General features: G+C 62.7%; 15 protein-coding genes and 1 pseudogene. 11 read left to right on the forward strand and 5 right to left on the reverse strand.

Annotated features, from left to right (window positions below):
- Window positions 1-34: 34 nt before the first annotated feature.
- Window positions 35-2377, reverse strand: a complete 2343-nt coding sequence (locus ACERZ8_RS07405; protein ID WP_407591597.1) for an aldehyde dehydrogenase family protein — start codon at window positions 2375-2377, stop codon at window positions 35-37.
- Between the two features lie 25 nt (window positions 2378-2402).
- The gene (gene deoC, locus ACERZ8_RS07410) at window positions 2403-3404 is read right to left on the reverse strand and encodes a deoxyribose-phosphate aldolase (protein WP_407591599.1); all 1002 of its coding nucleotides are present in this window, start codon (window positions 3402-3404) and stop codon (window positions 2403-2405) included.
- A 173-nt stretch (window positions 3405-3577) separates the two neighbouring features.
- On the opposite strand from deoC, the gene ACERZ8_RS07415 reads away from it, so the two are divergent.
- From ACERZ8_RS07415 to ACERZ8_RS07445, 7 genes are all read left to right on the forward strand, one after another.
- Window positions 3578-5071 carry a DUF4153 domain-containing protein gene (locus ACERZ8_RS07415; RefSeq protein ID WP_407591601.1) on the forward strand — a complete coding sequence of 498 codons (1494 nt, stop codon included), beginning with the start codon at window positions 3578-3580 and terminating at the stop codon, window positions 5069-5071.
- A complete protein-coding gene (locus tag ACERZ8_RS07420) occupies window positions 5071-5763 on the forward strand; it encodes a response regulator transcription factor (RefSeq protein WP_407591602.1) in 693 nt (230 codons plus the stop codon). The genes ACERZ8_RS07415 and ACERZ8_RS07420 overlap by 1 nt, the downstream gene beginning before the upstream one ends.
- Complete coding sequence (locus ACERZ8_RS07425; RefSeq protein ID WP_407591604.1) at window positions 5760-6704, forward strand: ATP-binding protein; 945 nt, start codon at window positions 5760-5762, stop codon at window positions 6702-6704. The genes ACERZ8_RS07420 and ACERZ8_RS07425 overlap by 4 nt, the downstream gene beginning before the upstream one ends.
- A 115-nt stretch (window positions 6705-6819) precedes the next feature.
- On the forward strand, window positions 6820-7773 hold the full coding sequence (locus ACERZ8_RS07430; protein ID WP_407591606.1) for a metal ABC transporter solute-binding protein, Zn/Mn family: 954 nt from the start codon (window positions 6820-6822) through the stop codon (window positions 7771-7773).
- Complete coding sequence (locus ACERZ8_RS07435) at window positions 7770-8573, forward strand: metal ABC transporter ATP-binding protein (protein ID WP_407591608.1); 804 nt, start codon at window positions 7770-7772, stop codon at window positions 8571-8573. The genes ACERZ8_RS07430 and ACERZ8_RS07435 overlap by 4 nt, the downstream gene beginning before the upstream one ends.
- 3 nt (window positions 8574-8576) lie before the next feature.
- The gene (locus ACERZ8_RS07440) at window positions 8577-9779 is read left to right on the forward strand and encodes a metal ABC transporter permease (RefSeq protein ID WP_407591610.1); all 1203 of its coding nucleotides are present in this window, start codon (window positions 8577-8579) and stop codon (window positions 9777-9779) included.
- On the forward strand, window positions 9776-10690 hold the full coding sequence (locus ACERZ8_RS07445) for a metal ABC transporter permease (RefSeq protein ID WP_407591613.1): 915 nt from the start codon (window positions 9776-9778) through the stop codon (window positions 10688-10690). The genes ACERZ8_RS07440 and ACERZ8_RS07445 overlap by 4 nt, the downstream gene beginning before the upstream one ends.
- A gap of 69 nt (window positions 10691-10759) precedes the next feature.
- Here the strand turns inward: ACERZ8_RS07445 and map are convergent.
- Window positions 10760-11583 (reverse strand): annotated as a pseudogene (map, locus tag ACERZ8_RS07450) (type I methionyl aminopeptidase).
- 55 nt (window positions 11584-11638) lie between these two features.
- Window positions 11639-12343, reverse strand: a complete 705-nt coding sequence (gene sfsA / locus ACERZ8_RS07455) for a DNA/RNA nuclease SfsA (RefSeq protein ID WP_407591615.1) — start codon at window positions 12341-12343, stop codon at window positions 11639-11641.
- Window positions 12344-12391: 48 nt separating this feature from the next.
- Here sfsA and ACERZ8_RS07460 point away from each other — a divergent pair, with 48 nt between their 5' ends.
- From ACERZ8_RS07460 to ACERZ8_RS07475, 4 genes are read left to right on the forward strand one after another with little or no spacing between them, the layout of a single operon-like run.
- Complete coding sequence (locus tag ACERZ8_RS07460) at window positions 12392-13114, forward strand: competence/damage-inducible protein A (protein WP_407591617.1); 723 nt, start codon at window positions 12392-12394, stop codon at window positions 13112-13114.
- Window positions 13111-13842: a GNAT family N-acetyltransferase gene (locus ACERZ8_RS07465; protein ID WP_407591619.1), complete on the forward strand. Its 732-nt coding sequence runs from the start codon at window positions 13111-13113 to the stop codon at window positions 13840-13842. Before ACERZ8_RS07460 ends, ACERZ8_RS07465 begins: the two co-directional genes overlap by 4 nt.
- Window positions 13839-14405, forward strand: a complete 567-nt coding sequence (locus tag ACERZ8_RS07470) for a peroxidase-related enzyme (RefSeq protein ID WP_407591621.1) — start codon at window positions 13839-13841, stop codon at window positions 14403-14405. The genes ACERZ8_RS07465 and ACERZ8_RS07470 overlap by 4 nt, the downstream gene beginning before the upstream one ends.
- Window positions 14406-14407: 2 nt before the next feature.
- On the forward strand, window positions 14408-15346 hold the full coding sequence (locus ACERZ8_RS07475; protein WP_407591623.1) for an OmpA family protein: 939 nt from the start codon (window positions 14408-14410) through the stop codon (window positions 15344-15346).
- A 5-nt stretch (window positions 15347-15351) separates the two neighbouring features.
- Here ACERZ8_RS07475 and ACERZ8_RS07480 read toward each other — a convergent pair whose 3' ends face one another.
- Entirely contained in the window at window positions 15352-15690 is a 339-nt protein-coding gene (locus ACERZ8_RS07480; protein ID WP_407591625.1) for a hypothetical protein, read from the reverse strand.
- Window positions 15691-15822: the final 132 nt, after the last annotated feature.

The raw sequence follows: 15822 nt of genomic DNA on the forward strand, positions 1-15822 counted from the left end.
CCAAACCCCAGGATTTTCCTAAATCAGAGAAGCCCTATTCGCCGTAAGGCACCCAGATGGTTTTGACCTCGGTTGCGGCTTGCAAAAAGGCGCGTCCTTCGCCCTGCGCGCCCATCCAGTCGCGGGTGTGGCCGTTGTTCACCCAAGTCCGTTTGAGGTTGCCCGATGCGCCCTGTTCGATCTCTTTGGACAGATCAGTCCCCGAGAAGGACCACACGGCATCGACGTTCAGGTGTTTGGACATGTGCGGCGCAAGCTCGGTGTGATTGCCGGTCAGGATGTTGACCACACCCCCCGGCACATCGGAGGTTTCCAGCACTTGATAGAAATCCGTGGCTGCCAGTGGAAACGGCTGCGACGCCGCAAGTACGATCCGGTTTCCCATCGCGATTGCGGGGGCCATGAGCGAGACGAGGCCAAGCAGCGGTGCGTCGTCCGGGCACAGCGCGGCGACGATGCCTGTGGGCTCGTTCATGGCCAGCGCGATGCCACGCAGGGGAACGCCCTTGGCCGCGCCGTCAAATTTGTCAGCCCATGCGGCATAGGTAAAGAGGCGTTGGATCGATGCTTCGACCTCTTTTTGGCCCGATCTGCCGCCCTGCATCGTGTCGAGCCGTTTGGCGAATTCCTCCGCGCGTGCCGACAGGTTTTCGGCGATGAAGTACAGGATCTGCGCGCGCAAATGACCTGTGGTCTTGCCCCAGCCTGCCGCAGACTGTGCCGCTTCGACCGCGTTGCGCACGTCCTTGCGATTGGCGAGGCTGGACTGGCCCAGAAGTGCGCCGCTCTTTCCATAGACATTCCGGGAATAGCCGCCATCCGGGCGCGCCTGTTTGCCGCCGATATAGAGCTTGGCCGTGCGGTCGAGCGGATTGGACGGTTCATCCTTGCCCGTGAAAGGCGCGATGGGTTTGTGCGGTTTGGGCGTGCCTTTGGGTTTGGTGTAGGCCAACAGCCCCTCCCAGCCGCCCTCGCGCCCAAACCCGCTTTCGCGCACGCCGCCAAACCCAGCGGCGGCGTCAAAGAGGTTCGTGGCGTTGACCCAGACAACGCCTGCGGCCAGCTTAGGGGCGATGTCGAGCGCGAGGTTGACGTTCTCGCTCCACAGAGTTGCAGCCAGCCCGTAGCGCGTGTTGTTGGCCAGTTCGACCGCTTCGGAAGGTGTGCGGAACGTTGTCGATACAAGCACGGGGCCAAAGATTTCTTCCTGCATCAGCGTATCGGCACTGTTGAGGCCGGTGATGAGGGTGGGCGGGTAATAGCACCCGGTGGCGGGCAGGGCGGTTTGCGCCTGATAGGTCGCTCCGCTGGTGTTGTCGGCGACCATTTTGGTGATCGTATCCAGCTGGATCGGGTCTACCACCGCGCCCACGTCGATGGATTTGTCCAGCGGGTCGCCGATCCGCAACTTGTCCATGCGCGCGCGCAGCTTGGCATAGAAGGTGTCGGCCACAGGTTCCTGCACCAACAGGCGCGATCCGGCACAGCACACCTGCCCCTGGTTGAACCAGATGGCATCCACGAGGCCCTCGACAGCGGAATCAAGATCAGCGTCGTCGAACACGATGTAGGGGGATTTGCCGCCCAGTTCGAGGGTCAGCGCCTTGCCGGTGCCTGCGGTGGCCTCGCGGATGCGGCGGCCCACGGCGGTCGATCCGGTGAAGGCGATCTTGTCCACGTCCGCGTTCACGATCATCTCGCCCACCGCTCCGTCGCCGGTCACGATGTTGACGACCCCCTTGGGCACGCCCGCCTGGCGGCAGATGTCGGCGAACAGCAGAGCAGTGAGAGAGGTGTATTCGGCGGGCTTCAGCACCACCGTGTTGCCCATGGCCAGCGCGGGCGCGATCTTCCAGGCCAGCATGAGCAGCGGGAAATTCCACGGCACGATCTGGCCGCAGACGCCAAGGGGGGCACGGTCGGGCAGTTCTGCCTCCATCAACTGCGCCATGCCGGCGTGATAGTAGAAATGGCGCTGTGCGAGAGGGATGTCGATGTCGCGGCTTTCGCGGATCGGTTTGCCGTTGTCGAGGGTTTCGAGGACTGCAAACAGGCGGCTGTGTTTCTGCAAGGCGCGCGCGATGGCATAGAGCACGCGGGCGCGGGCATGGCCGCCTGATTTTGCCCATTTCGGCTGGGCCGCTCGGGCGGCTTTGACCGCGGCGTCGATGTCGGATTGCCTGGCTTGGCTAAGATCGGCCAGCGTTTCGCCTGTCGCGGGGTTGCGCGACTGGAAGTCCTTTGTCGGGGTGGTGAAGTCACCGTTGATGAAGTGGCCAAAGCTGGCCCCCTGATCGACGATCCACGCCAGCGCGTCGCCTGCCGCCTCGGGGGCAAGGCCGTATTCCATGGTTTCGAAGATGTCTTTGACGGTCATGGTGTCGTCCCTTGCGTGGTTCCGTTCACCCGATGGCGTGGCGGTATCCGGCGGAATAAGCGCCGGTGAGGTGGTGTTCGAGTTGCCGTTCGATATCGCCCAACAGAGACGAGGCGCCGAAGCGGAAGAGGTCGGGTTGCAACCAGCGATCCCCAAGCTCCTCTTTGATCAAGGACAGGTAAACCAGCGCATCCTTGGCCTTGGAAATCCCGCCCGCAGGTTTGTACCCCACCCGGTATCCCGTCGCCTCGAAATAGTCGCGGATCGCGCGGATCATCACGAGGGACACCGGCAGGGTCGCGTTCACGCTTTCCTTGCCGGTCGAGGTTTTGATGAAGTCCGCGCCTGCCATCATGCAAACAAGTGACGCGCGCGCGACGTTGCGCAATGTTCCCAGCTCGCCCGTGGCGAGGATCGCCTTGACGTGGGCTGTGCCGCAGGCCGCGCGCATCTGCGCCATTTCGTCATAAAGAGCCTGCCAATTGCCTTCCAGCACATGCCGGCGCGAGATCACGATGTCGATCTCTTCTGCCCCTGCGGCGACGCTTTCGGTGATTTCCTGAAGGCGGAGGTGGAGCGGGGACAGGCCCGCCGGAAACCCGGTAGACACGGCGGCCACGGGGATACCAGTGCCTTGCAGGGCGGTGACCGCTGCCGGGATCATCTCGTGATAGACGCAGACTGCACCGGTCGTCAGGCCCTCCATCCCGAGCGCCTCCAGCATTTCGACCCGAACCGGCTGGCGCGCCTTGGCACACAGCCGTTGGACGCGGCGCACGGTGTCGTCGCCAGACAAGGTTGTAAGGTCAATCAGGCTGATCGCTTTCAACAGCCACGCCGCCTGATGATCCTTTTTGATCGAGCGCCGCCCGGGCAGCGTCGCGCAGCGCCGTTCGATGGCCGAGGTATTGGCCTGCACGCGCCGCACCCAGTCCATATCCAGCGCCATCCCCGGATTGCGCGGTTCTGCCACCTGCGGCAGTTGGGTCGTGGTCTGGGTCGGTGAATGTGTTGTCGTCTCGTGCATCTGGGGATCCTTTCGGACGGGTGCAGACCAATGACGTGGCATGGCTTGTCGCGTTTGGCAAGCGGTGCCGCTGCGCAAATCCCTGCACATCTTCTGCACAAACGGGGTGCGCTGGCCTGCACAGACACCTGTCAGCCTGGGCTTCAAACAAGGCCAGCGCAAAGGGACAGGCAATGACGAAACGGGTTTTTGGCGGTGTGCCGCTTTCGATGCAGCAGGATGGGTGGTGGCTGGACGCACCCAAGGAACGGGCACAGCCCAGACAGGATGCGCGCCGCCGCGATGGGATCAAGGCAGGGTTGCTGATCGCGCTGATCGCGTGCGGTGACATGCTGATCTGGCACGTGGTGCCGGGTGTCAGTTTTGCGGTGCTCGCGCTGATCATCGTCTGGGCCGGGCTGGCACTGGCGTGGCCCCGGATCAGCATGCGCGCGCGCATCGGTATTGCGGCTGGTACAGTCATGGCCGTTCTGCCATTGATCGAGGTTGTCCAGCCCCTGTCCGTACTGATCGCCGTCTTTGGACTGTCGGTGCTGTGTGCCGCCCTTGCAGGGCTTGCGCGCGGCGATGTCCTGCGCGGTGCATTTCGGCTGTGGTGGATCGCGCCGCTTCAGACCGGAGCGGATGCCGTTGGTGTGGCGCAGCATGTCGGGCGCATGCGCAGCGGGGCAATTGACATACGCACGCTTATGCTCGGTTGGGCGCTGCCCTTCGGCGCGACCGCCCTCTTTGCGCTGCTTTTCGTGGGGGCAAACCCGGTTCTGGATCGTGCACTGTCGCAACTGACGGCATGGGAGGTGCCGACCCCGAACATGTGGCGTTTGTGGTTCTGGCTGCTCCTTGGGGCGCTGATCTGGCCCCTTCTGGTGGCCAGCGCCATGCGTGAACGGCTGCGCGCCCGCGTTGCCGCCCGGGCCACGGTCGCACGTCAGGGGATCGTGAACGCAGGCTCTGTGGCGCGCTCACTCGTCGCGTTCAATGCGCTGTTTGCGGTGCAGACAGTGATGGATATCCTGTTTCTCTATGGAAATGTCGGCCTGCCCGAGGGTATCAGCCCGGCAACCTACGCCCATCGTGGCGCTTATCCGCTTCTGATCACCGCCCTGCTGGCAGGTCTGTTCGCGGTTCTGGCCCGTCCGCATCTGGCCGGGCGGCCGGTCCTGCGCTGGCTGATGCTGTTGTGGCTGGCACAGACACTTGCGCTGGTGGGTGCGTCGCTGTTCCGGTTGGAGGCGTATGTCGATGAATATGGCCTGACACGTTTGCGCATGGCCGCCTATATCTGGATGGGGCTTGTGGCCGCTGGGCTGGGCATCGTGGTCTGGCAGATATGGCGTGACAAGCCTGCCGCATGGATGTTGCTGCGCAGTGGCATATTGGGGGCCGGTGTCCTGTATATTTGCGCATTCTTCAGTTTTGACGGGGCCATTGCGCGACATAACCTCAGCCATCATGAAAAGCCTGATATCTTCATGCTGTGCAACCTGTCCGAAGACGTGATCCCGGCGATGGCAGCACGCTACGGGCCGACTTGGACGACACAGTGCGGGTCGTCTTATCGCGTGCCGCGCTTGTCCCACCCGGACGACTGGCGCGAATGGGGCTTTCGTAACTGGCGGGTGCGCCGTAGCCTTGCGGCAATGACCACAGATGCGACTGCACCGTAATGACCCAAGGACAATTGCTGATCGTCGATGACGACCCGCACATCCGATCCGTGTTGCGCATCGCATTGCAACAGGGCGGCTACGGGGTGAGCGAGGCGGGCGATGGTGCCGAGGGGTTGACCAAAGCGCGATCCGGCAGGTTCGATCTGATCGTGCTGGACATCGGCTTGCCTGAAATGGACGGTTTGGCGGTGTGTCGCAGCTTGCGTGCCACGCACGCGACTCCGGTTCTGTTCCTGACTGCGCGGCAGGACGAGATTGACCGCGTGCTTGGGTTCGAACTGGGTGCCGATGATTATGTGACCAAGCCGTTCTCGCCCCGCGAACTGGTGGCGCGCATCGGGGCGATCCTGAAACGTGCGCGCCCCGCGCCATCTGGGGCAGCCGCCCTCACGCGCGGCATTCTGAGTGTCGATGCGACGGCCCATATGTGCCGCGTGAACGGTGCGCCCGTCACCCTGACAGCCCGCGAGATGGACATACTGGCTCACCTCATGGCCCACCCCGACCGCATTTCGGCACGTCCCGCGCTGACGGATGCAGTCTATGGCCATCATGCCGGTGTCAGTGATCGCACGCTTGACAGTCACCTGCGCAACCTGCGGGCCAAACTGGCCGACGCCGGGTGCCCGGATGCCATTGAAACGGTGCATGGCGTCGGTATCCGGATGGGCCAATGTACAGGCGCGTGAAACCGGTTTCAGACAAGTGGCGGCCGCCGCTGGCGCTGGTGATCGGTGGGACGTTGGCTGTGGTTCTCGTGTTGCCGCTGTTCGGCATCACCTACCTGCGCCTGTGGGGCAATATTCTGGGCTGGGGCGAGGCCGCGTGGCTGATCGGCTGGCTGGCCGTCGTGGCGACATGTGTGCTTGGGTTTTTGTTGTGGCGGTTGGTGCTGCGCCCGATCTATGCGCTGACAGGCTATGCCCGCGCGATGAAGGCAGGGCAGGCGACCCCACCTCCGGTCCATTTCGGCACGCCCGAACTGGGCGCCCTGGGCGCAAGCGTTATGGCGATGGGCGACAGCCTGAACAGCCGGGCCGAGGGGATGAAAGCCTATGCGGATCACGTGGCCCACGAGTTGACCTCGCCCCTGACGGCGATTCGAGGGGCGGCGGAGCTGTTGCAGGCCGGAGCCAGCGGGGACGATGCGCAAACTCTGAGCAAGACGATCCAAGAGGCGACAGCGCGGATGCAGACCCTGCTGGATGACCTTGGGCATCACGCCATGGCGGCCAGCAGTGCAGGGGCGGGCTCAAGCAGACTCAGCGACGTGGCTTCTGCGCTTGATACACGCATCGAGGTTGAGGTGGCGCAAGACGGTGACATTCCTTTGCTGGGTGCGGATCTGGCGACCATCCTGACGCAATTGGCGCGCAACGCGGCAGAACACGGGGCAACGCGGCTGACGCTGAGCGTGACCGCCGGTACCCTGCATATCGCCGATAATGGCCCCGGGATCAGTGCAGGCAACAGGGACCGCGTGTTCGATCCGTTCTTTACCACGCGGCGCGATCAGGGCGGCACGGGCATGGGTCTGAGCATCGTGCGCAGCCTTGTGCAGGCGCGTGGCGGGCAGATTTCTCTGCTGGATGACGGCCCCGGCGCCGTTTTTTTGATCGATTTCGACTGAAAGCCCAAAATCACGGCGCTGTTATTGCGAGTCATTCGCATTCTCATTGACTTTCTGCGAATGACTCGCATATACAAGTACGTCCATAAATTTCACGTTCAGCAGCGAGGGTCGCATGTCCGTTTCACGTCGTTCAGTTCTGGCCGGGATCGCCGCAATGGCGGCCTCACCGTCTTTTGCAGCCTCAAAGCTGAACGTGGTGGCGAGCACGGGCATGATCGCCGATCTGGTGCGTCGTATCGGTGGCTCAGGCGTTGATGTGCGCGCGCTGATGGGGCCGGGCGTTGATCCACACGCCTATCGGCAGACCCGCAGCGACATTGTCGACATGACCCGCTCGGATACAGTCTTCTGGCACGGGCTGTACCTTGAGGCGCAGATGGAAGAGTTTCTACTCGACCTCGCCCGCAAGCGCCCGGTGCATGCGGTTGCTGAAACACTTGATACTGATCTGCTGATCGCAAGCGAGGATTACGAGGATCGCTTTGATCCCCATGTCTGGATGGATCCGGACGTCTGGGTGCAATGTGCCCCTGCGGTCGTCCGTGCGCTCACCACCCTGCGGCCAAAGGGCAAAGAGATGTTCGAGGCCAATGCAAGCGCCTTTGTCGCCGAGGCCGAGGCGCTGTCGATCTACAGCCGCGAGGTGCTGGCCCAAGTGCGTCCAGAGGCACGTATTTTGCTGACCGCCCATGATGCCTTCGGGTATTTCGGTGCCGCTTATGATTTCGAGGTTCTGGGCATTCAGGGCATCTCCACCGAAAGCGAGGCGGGGCTGAACCGCATCAGCACGCTGGTAGACACGCTGGTCAAGCGCCAGTTGCCCGCGGTCTTCGTGGAAACCTCGGTCTCTGATCGCAACATTCGTGCGCTGATCGAAGGGGCGGCTGCGCAAGGCCACACCGTCAGCATAGGCGGTTCGCTGTTCTCGGACGCGATGGGGCCGGAAGGCACTTACGAGGGCACGTGGCTGGGCATGATTGATCACAATGTTACCACCATCGCCCGCGCGCTTGGCGCTGATGTTCCCGCAACCGGGCGGCTGGGCCGTCTGAAAGGTGCCGCATGACCATTCAACTCGTCACAGACCAGACCAAAGCCAAGGCCGAAGCCACGCGGGTCGCAAGCCCCCTTGCCGTGCGCGGTATGACCGTGTCCTACGGCCAGACGCCTGCGATCTTTTCGGTGGACATGACAGTGCGTGCGGGGGCCATGACGGCCATTGTCGGGCCCAATGGCGCGGGCAAATCGACGCTGCTCAAGGCGGCGTTGCAGGTGATCAAGCCGCTTGCCGGGACAGTCACCGTTTTCGGTCAACCGCTGGAGCGGATGCGCGACCGCATCGCCTATGTGCCGCAGCGCGCCAGCGTGGATTGGGATTTCCCAACCCGCGTTATCGACGTCGTGCTGATGGGAATGTACCGCCAGCTGGGACTGCTGGGTCGCGTGCGGGCCAAACATCGCGCGCAGGCCATGGAGGCGCTGGTGCGTGTCGGTATGACCGACTTTGCCACCCGCCAGATCGGCCAGCTGTCCGGTGGGCAGCAGCAGCGCGTGTTCCTTGCACGTGCCCTTGCGCAACATGCCGATGTCTATGTGCTGGACGAACCCTTTGCAGGGGTGGATGCGGCCACTGAAAAAGCGATCATCGCCGTGCTGAAAGAGTTGCGCGATACCGGGCGCACCGTTCTGGCGGTGCACCACGATCTGGCCACTGTGCCGGACTATTTCGACGACGTGGTGCTGCTGAACACTCAGGTGATCGCAGCAGGCCCGGTCGAAACGACATTCACCGAAGACAATCTGCAAGCCGCCTATGGGGGTCGCCTGACAACCGCACGCGTCGATCCAGAAAGCATCGCAGGCTAGGTCATGCTTGCCGACGCGCTGTTCCTGCAGCTTGGCTATAACGCGACATTGGTGACGCTGGGCGCGGCCTTGCTGGGCATTGCGGCAGGCGTCGCTGGCACCTTCCTTTTCTTGCGCAAACGGGCACTGGTCAGTGACGCGATCAGCCATGCGACCTTGCCCGGTGTTGGCCTCGCCTTTGTCCTTATGGTGGCGATGGGCGGTGATGGGCGCTGGCTGCCCGGTCTGCTGCTGGGGGCAGGGGTATCGGCGGCGATTGGGCTGCTCTGTGTCCAATGGCTGACCACCCGCACGCGGCTGGGCGAAGATGCGGCCATCGGTGCGATCCTGTCTGTCTTCTTTGGCCTCGGCATCGTCATCCTGACCGTGATCCAGACCATGACCGCAGCGCAGCAGGCGGGGCTCGAAGGGTTCTTGCTGGGCTCGACTGCGGGCATGTTGCGCGGCGATGCCATCCTGCTGGCCGTCTCCGCCGCCGCCGTGCTTGTGCTGGTGCTTACGCTGCGCCGCCCGCTGGAACTGGCCGCCTTTGATCCGGGATATGCCGAGGCGACGGGGTGGTCGCTTGGGCGCATTGATCTGGCGATGATGGGCATCGTTTTGGTCGTGACTGTCGTGGGCCTCAAGGTTGTCGGGCTGATCCTGATTGTCGCACTGCTGATCGTGCCAGCCGTCACCGCACGGTTCTGGACGGACCGGGCGGGCAATGTCGTGATCATCGCTGGCGTGGTGGGCGGCGTGTCGGGCTATGTCGGGGCGGCGACCTCGGCCATTGCACCGGCCCTGCCGACTGGGCCGATTGTGGTGCTTGTCGGTTTTTCGCTGTTTCTGATGTCTTTGCTGTTTTCGCCGGGGCGCGGTGTGCTGGCGACTGTCCTGATGCATCGCCGCTATCAACGGCGCGTGCACATGCGTCAGGGTTTGCTTGCGCTGGCCCAGGGCCAACCGATTTTCGAAGCGCTCACCCGGCGTCTGATGCACCGCGATGGCCTGATCCTGCCGGACGGGGTTGCCACGCCTGAAGGGCAGGCGGCGGCGTCCAAGGCTCTGCTGGATGAAACGCGCTGGTCGCTGGTGCGGGCCGACAACAGCTTTGCCGCTGCTGCCACACGCTATGACGGCCTGACCCCGATCGAGGACGTGCTGACCCCGGATCAGCTTCGCGATGTGGACCAGCGAATTGCCGCCCCAAAGGCGGTGACGTGATGGGGGCCGAGTTCGTTGCCCTGTCGCTGACCCCGATGCTGATCGGTATCTGCGTGGCCGTGGCTTGCGCTTTGCCGGGGAACTTTCTGCTGCTGCGCCGTCAGGCGTTGATCGGGGATGCGATCAGCCACGTGGTCCTGCCGGGCATCGTTGTCGCGTTTCTGGTGACGGGCATGGTCGCGACCGGCCCGATGCTGCTGGGGGCCGCCAGCGCAGCGATCATCGCCGTGATCGCGATCGAGGCGATCCGCCGGATGGGTCGGATCGAATCCGGGGCGGCGATGGGCGTCGTATTCACGGCGATGTTCGCGGGCGGCGTCCTGCTTTTGGAACGCTCCGACACGTCCAGCGTACATCTGGACGTGGAACACGCGCTTTATGGCAATCTGGAAAGCCTGATATGGCTGGACGCAAGTGGCTGGGCGTCTCTGCTTGACCCTGCCGCACTTGCGGGCCTGCCGGTCGAGCTGCCGCGCATGGTGCTGGCCCTGCTGGTGGTCGCCGCGTTCGTCTTTTTGTTCTGGCGACCCCTTGCACTGTCCACCTTTGACGAAGGGTTCGCCCGTGGTCTTGGCGTGCGCACCAACCCGCTGGGGTTGGCGCTGGTCATCGTGTCGGCCATCGCGGCGGTGGCGGCCTTTGATGCGGTGGGATCAATCATCGTGATTGCGATGTTCATCTGCCCCCCGGCAGCGGCGCGGATGATGACAAACCGATTGGGGCATCAGGTGGCATGGTCGGCAGGGTTTGCTGCACTGGCCGCCATTCTGGGATACGTTCTGGCAGGCTACGGGCCGCTGTGGATTGGGGCATCCGCATCGGTCAGTGCGGCAGGCATGATCGCGACTGTGTCGGGGATCATTCTGGCTCTGGCTGCCGTGGCTGGCCCGCACCGCACGCGCGGCAGTTGAGGGTGTGGCGGATCAAGATCCGCCTTACTTGTCGCTGTAAGGCGCAGGTGTCCTGCGCCCGTCGGCCCGTCAGCCGAAGGTTGGGTGGAACTTGCCTGCAGGCGAGGGGTGAAAATCTCGACCCCATCCTGCGTGACACCGACCGAGTGTTCGAACTGCGCCGAGAGCGATTTGTCACGGGTGACTGCCGTCCAGTCATCCGCCAGCGTCTTGGTCTCAGGACGCCCGAGGTTCACCATCGGTTCGATGGTAAAGATCATGCCGGGCTCCAGTATCGCCCCGGTGCCGGGCCGGCCATAGTGCAGCACGTTTGGCGGGGCGTGAAACACACGGCCCAGCCCATGCCCGCAGAAATCACGCACCACGGACATGCGGTGGCTTTCCACATAGGTCTGGATGGTGTGGCCAATGTCGCCAAAGGTGTTGCCGGGTTTGACCGCCTCGATCCCCAGCATCAGGGCGTCATGGGTCACTTGAATGAGCCGCTCTGCCTTGCGGGGCAGCTTGCCCGCCACATACATGCGGCTCGTGTCGCCGAACCAGCCATCCACGATTACGGTGACGTCAATGTTGAGGATGTCGCCGTCTTTCAGCACCTTGTCGCCTGGAATGCCGTGGCAGACGACGTGGTTCACGCTGATGCAGCTGGCGTGCTTGTATCCCTTATAGCCGATGGTGGCCGATTTCGCGCCCGCCGCGTCGACCATTTCGGTGATCACGCGGTCGATCTCGCCGGTGGTCTGACCGGGATAAACCAGCTCGACCATGGCATCCAGAACCTCGGCTGCAAGCTGTCCAGCCGCCCGCATACCGGCAAAGTCGGCGTTGTCGTAAATGCGAATGCCGTCCTTGGTCAGACGGGCGCGGCTTGCGTGATTCACTGTGTGCTCCATTGGCTCTCACTTGATCCTTTTCATACTGCACTGCGGCGACGAGGGCCAGCAATTGTCAGATTTGGATCTCCAAAGGGTCGGCGACGATGATGCGTTCAGGCGTGATGTAAGTGCCGAGGCATATCGTTTCCACCCCCGCTGCGGCCGCGCTAGCATAGCACGCCGCGTATGCCGGGTCGATGTTACTTGCCAGGGCAAAGCGCGTACAGTCCGTGCGTTGCACAAGGTAAAGCATGATGGCGCGGTGCCCGGCGCGCACCATGTCCGCCAGCGCATCCAGATGTTTGGCTCCGCGCGCCGTGACCGAGTCCGGGAATTCGGCAAGGTCGGGCGTGCGGCACAGGGTGACCGATTTCACCTCAACATAAGCGTCGGGCAGGTCTGTGCCCTGCAACAGGAAATCAATCCGGCTGTTTTCGCCGTATTTCTGTTCTGGGCACACCGTTGTGTAGGCCTCAAGCCCGGGAACCGCGCGCGCCTCAAATGCCGCGCGCAAGGCGCGGTTTGGCACGGATGTATCGACGCCCGTGAAATGACCATTGGCATGTTCGACCAGCCGCCATCCGAATTTCAGCTTTTTCTTCGGATCGTCATTGGGTTCGAGCCAAATGCGCATACCCGGTTCGGCCAAACCCATCATCGAGCCTGGATTGGCGCAGTGAGCGACAATTTCGCGCCCGTCTTCCAGCCTGCAGTCGGCCAGAAAGCGTTTGTAGCGCCGGATCAGTGTGGCGGGGACAAGTTCGGTTTGAAAGCGCATGGACGCAGCCCTATACCGTGACAGGTTCATGCTCAAGGAGGCGCCCTCATGCCCAATCCCACCGCTGCCATGCTGGTGATCGGCGACGAAATCCTGTCGGGGCGCACGCGCGACGCCAACATGCACTTTCTTGCCGGACAGTTGACGGACGCAGGCATCGATCTGAAGGAAGTCCGCGTCGTCAGCGATGACCGTGACGCGATTGTTGCGGCGGTGCAGTCGCTGTCTGCGGCGCATGATACGGTGTTCACCTCGGGTGGTATCGGCCCGACCCATGATGACATTACAGCGGATTGTATCGCTGCGGCCTTTGACACGCCCATCGACATTCGTGAAGACGCGCGCGCCCTGTTGGCGGCGCACTATGCCAAGACCGGGTCGGACCTGAACGCCGCCCGCCTGCGCATGGCACGTATCCCTGACGGCGCAACCCTGATCGACAACCCGGTGTCGGTTGCGCCAGGGTTCAGTATAAAAAACGTTCACGTCATGGCGGGCGTGCCGTCAGTCTTTCAGGCGATGGTTGCGTCGATCCTGCCGACCCTCACGGGTGGCGCGCCTTTGGTATCCAAGACCTTGCGCATTGAGCGTGGTGAGGGTGATATCGCAGGTCCACTCGGCGAGTTGGCCAACACGTATCCCGACCTTAGCATTGGGTCTTACCCGTATCAGAAGGACGGCAAGTTCGGGGCCAACATCGTGATCCGGGGCACGGACGTCGCGATGGTCGATACGGCTCTTGCCGCTCTTGAAACCCGGTTTCCGGGATGATCGACGCGCAGGCCCTTTACCGTGCGATTGACGGGACGTGGCCTGCCGCTGTCAAAACCCGTGTGGACCATTGGACGATCCGGGACGGACAGGGGGGTGGCAAACGCGTGAGCGCGGCGACCTGTGATGGTGAACAGATTGGTGATGTTGAGGTTGCCGAGGCCGCAATGCAGGCAATTGGTCAGACGCCGTTGTTCATGGTGCGCCAAGGTGAGGACGCGCTTGATGCGGCTCTCGAAGCGCGCGGCTACCAGATTGTTGATCCGACAAATGGCTACGCCACGCCCGTGTCCATGCTGACTGATGTGCCCATCCCGCCCGTCACTGCCTTTGCCATCTGGGAACCGTTGGCGATCATGGAAGATATTTGGGCCAAAGGCGGGATCGGTCCTGAACGTCTGGCTGTGATGGCACGCGCCGAACAGAAAACGGCCATTCTGGCGCGGTGGAATGAGAAACCCGCCGGTGTCGCCTTTGTCGCGATCCATGACGGTGTGGCGATGGTGCATGCCGTCGAAGTGCTGGAACACCAGCGCCGTCAGGGTGTGGCACAGTGGATCATGCGGTGCGCAGCCTTTTGGGCGCAGGATAACGGCGCGCATACGCTGGCTGTGCTGACAACAGCGGCCAACGGAGCCGCCAACGCGCTTTATCAACAGTTGGGCTTTGCCGCCCTTGGCGGCTATCATTACCGCATCAGCCCGACGAAAGGGACACAGACCAAATGACTGACACGCCCACAGCCCTTGATCTGCCGATGGTCGACCCATTGCCGGAGCAGACCCAGAAGTATTTCGATATCTGTCAGGACAAACTGGGCATGGTGCCCAACGTGCTGAAAGCGCACGCGTTCGACATCGACAAGTTGAATGCGTTCACGACGCTTTATAATGACCTGATGCTGGCCGATAGCGGGCTCAGCAAGTTGGAGCGGGAAATGGTGGCTGTTGTCGTCAGCGCCACCAATCGCTGCTTTTACTGTCTGACGGCGCATGGTGCCGCAGTGCGTCAATTGTCAGGCGATCCGGCTTTGGGTGAAGCATTGGTGATGAACTGGCGCGTGGCGCAGGTCACGCCGCGCCAGCGCGCGATGTTGGAATTCGCGGAAATGGTGACCCTCACCTCGGCTCGGATCGAAGAGAGCGATCGCGCGGAATTGCGTGAACACGGTCTGAGCGAGCGTGACATCTGGGATCTGATCAACGTCGCGGCCTTTTTTAACATGTCCAACCGGGTCGCAAGCGCGACGGCCATGCAGCCGAACCCGGAATACCACGCGCAGGCCCGCTAGGCATGTCGCGCGCCGGGCGCTGTCTGCTGGTATTGTTGTGCAGCATTGCCTGGCCCGTGCAGGCGCTGGAACTGACGCTGCCCGTCAATGCAAGCGAGACGGCGTCGCGTGACCAAACGCTGGCCCAGCAGGCTGTGCCGACGGCGTCCTTCACGGATGGCGCAGTACCCGCCCGCATCTTCGAAGGACCAGTGATCCAACGTGCCTACCGCATAGCGTCTTCGGGCCTTACGCCGCTGCAAATCCTCGCCCCGTTACGCGCGCAAATCGAGGCGGCAGGGTACGAAATCTTGCTGGATTGTGACGAGGATCGGTGCGGCGGGTTTGACTTTCGATTTGGTATCGACGTGCTGCCTGCGCCCAACATGTATGTGAATATCCGCGCTTACCACTTTCTGAGCGCGGTGGCCCCGGATGACACGGCTGCCGTCACTCTGCTTGCCAGTGCGGCGGCGGGTGCCGGATATGTGCAGATTGTGCAGGTTGGGGCGGCGACAGTTGGGGAACCTCAGTCCGTGCAGGGGGATGATGACCAGCCGCCCACGGCGACCCAGCCTACCACCGACCTGACTGCCAAGTTACTCGCGAATGGCCACGCCGTTCTCCAGACGCTGGATTTTGCAGTCGGCACAACCACGCTCAGTGCTGCTGAAAGCCCCGAATTGGCGGCCATTGCCGCGACATTGCGGGCGCGTCCCGGATTGCGCATCGCGGTGGTGGGGCACACGGACACCGTTGGCGGACTTGACGCCAACATCGCGGTTTCGCGCGCGCGGGCGCAATCGGTGCGCCGCGCGCTGATCAACGACTATGGTGTGCCAGCGGATCGGATCGAGGCGAATGGCATGGGCTATCTCGCTCCTGTTGCGACCAACCTGACGGCAGAAGGGCGCGAGGCCAACCGCCGGGTCGAAGTGGTGATTGTCAGCGAGGACAACTAGCCCCGTCAGCGCATTGGTACGCTCAGCAGGGTCCAGTGCCGCGCATGGGCCACCACACGCGCGCCTTGTGCCGCGCGATCTGCGATGGCGCCTGTTTCATGTTTAGGGCATCCGATCAACGTGGCGCTGTCATCCAAAAATTCGCGGGTCAGATCGTTTTCGCCAACAACCACGCAGACATCATCGGGTCCCGGAAAGGGACGCACGGCCACCAAACCGGACTCGCTTGGGTCAGTATAGCGCGACGTGGTCGGTTCGGGACCATAGCCAAGGTCGAGTGCTGGTTCCGGTGCGCAGGCATACAGACTGAAAGCGCCCAGAAACACAGCCAGATTGAACTTCATAGCGACCTCTCAAATTCGATATATCCGCCAAAGTGCATTTTCACTTGGACACTTGTAAAGCGACTTGCCCCAAATCCGCTGAACTGCGCTAACACGAAAAAATGCCCCGATGTTTGCACACCGGGGCAGGTA

Origin of the sequence: Tateyamaria armeniaca (genome assembly GCF_045797845.1) — a bacterium.
Lineage (GTDB): Bacteria > Pseudomonadota > Alphaproteobacteria > Rhodobacterales > Rhodobacteraceae > Tateyamaria > Tateyamaria armeniaca.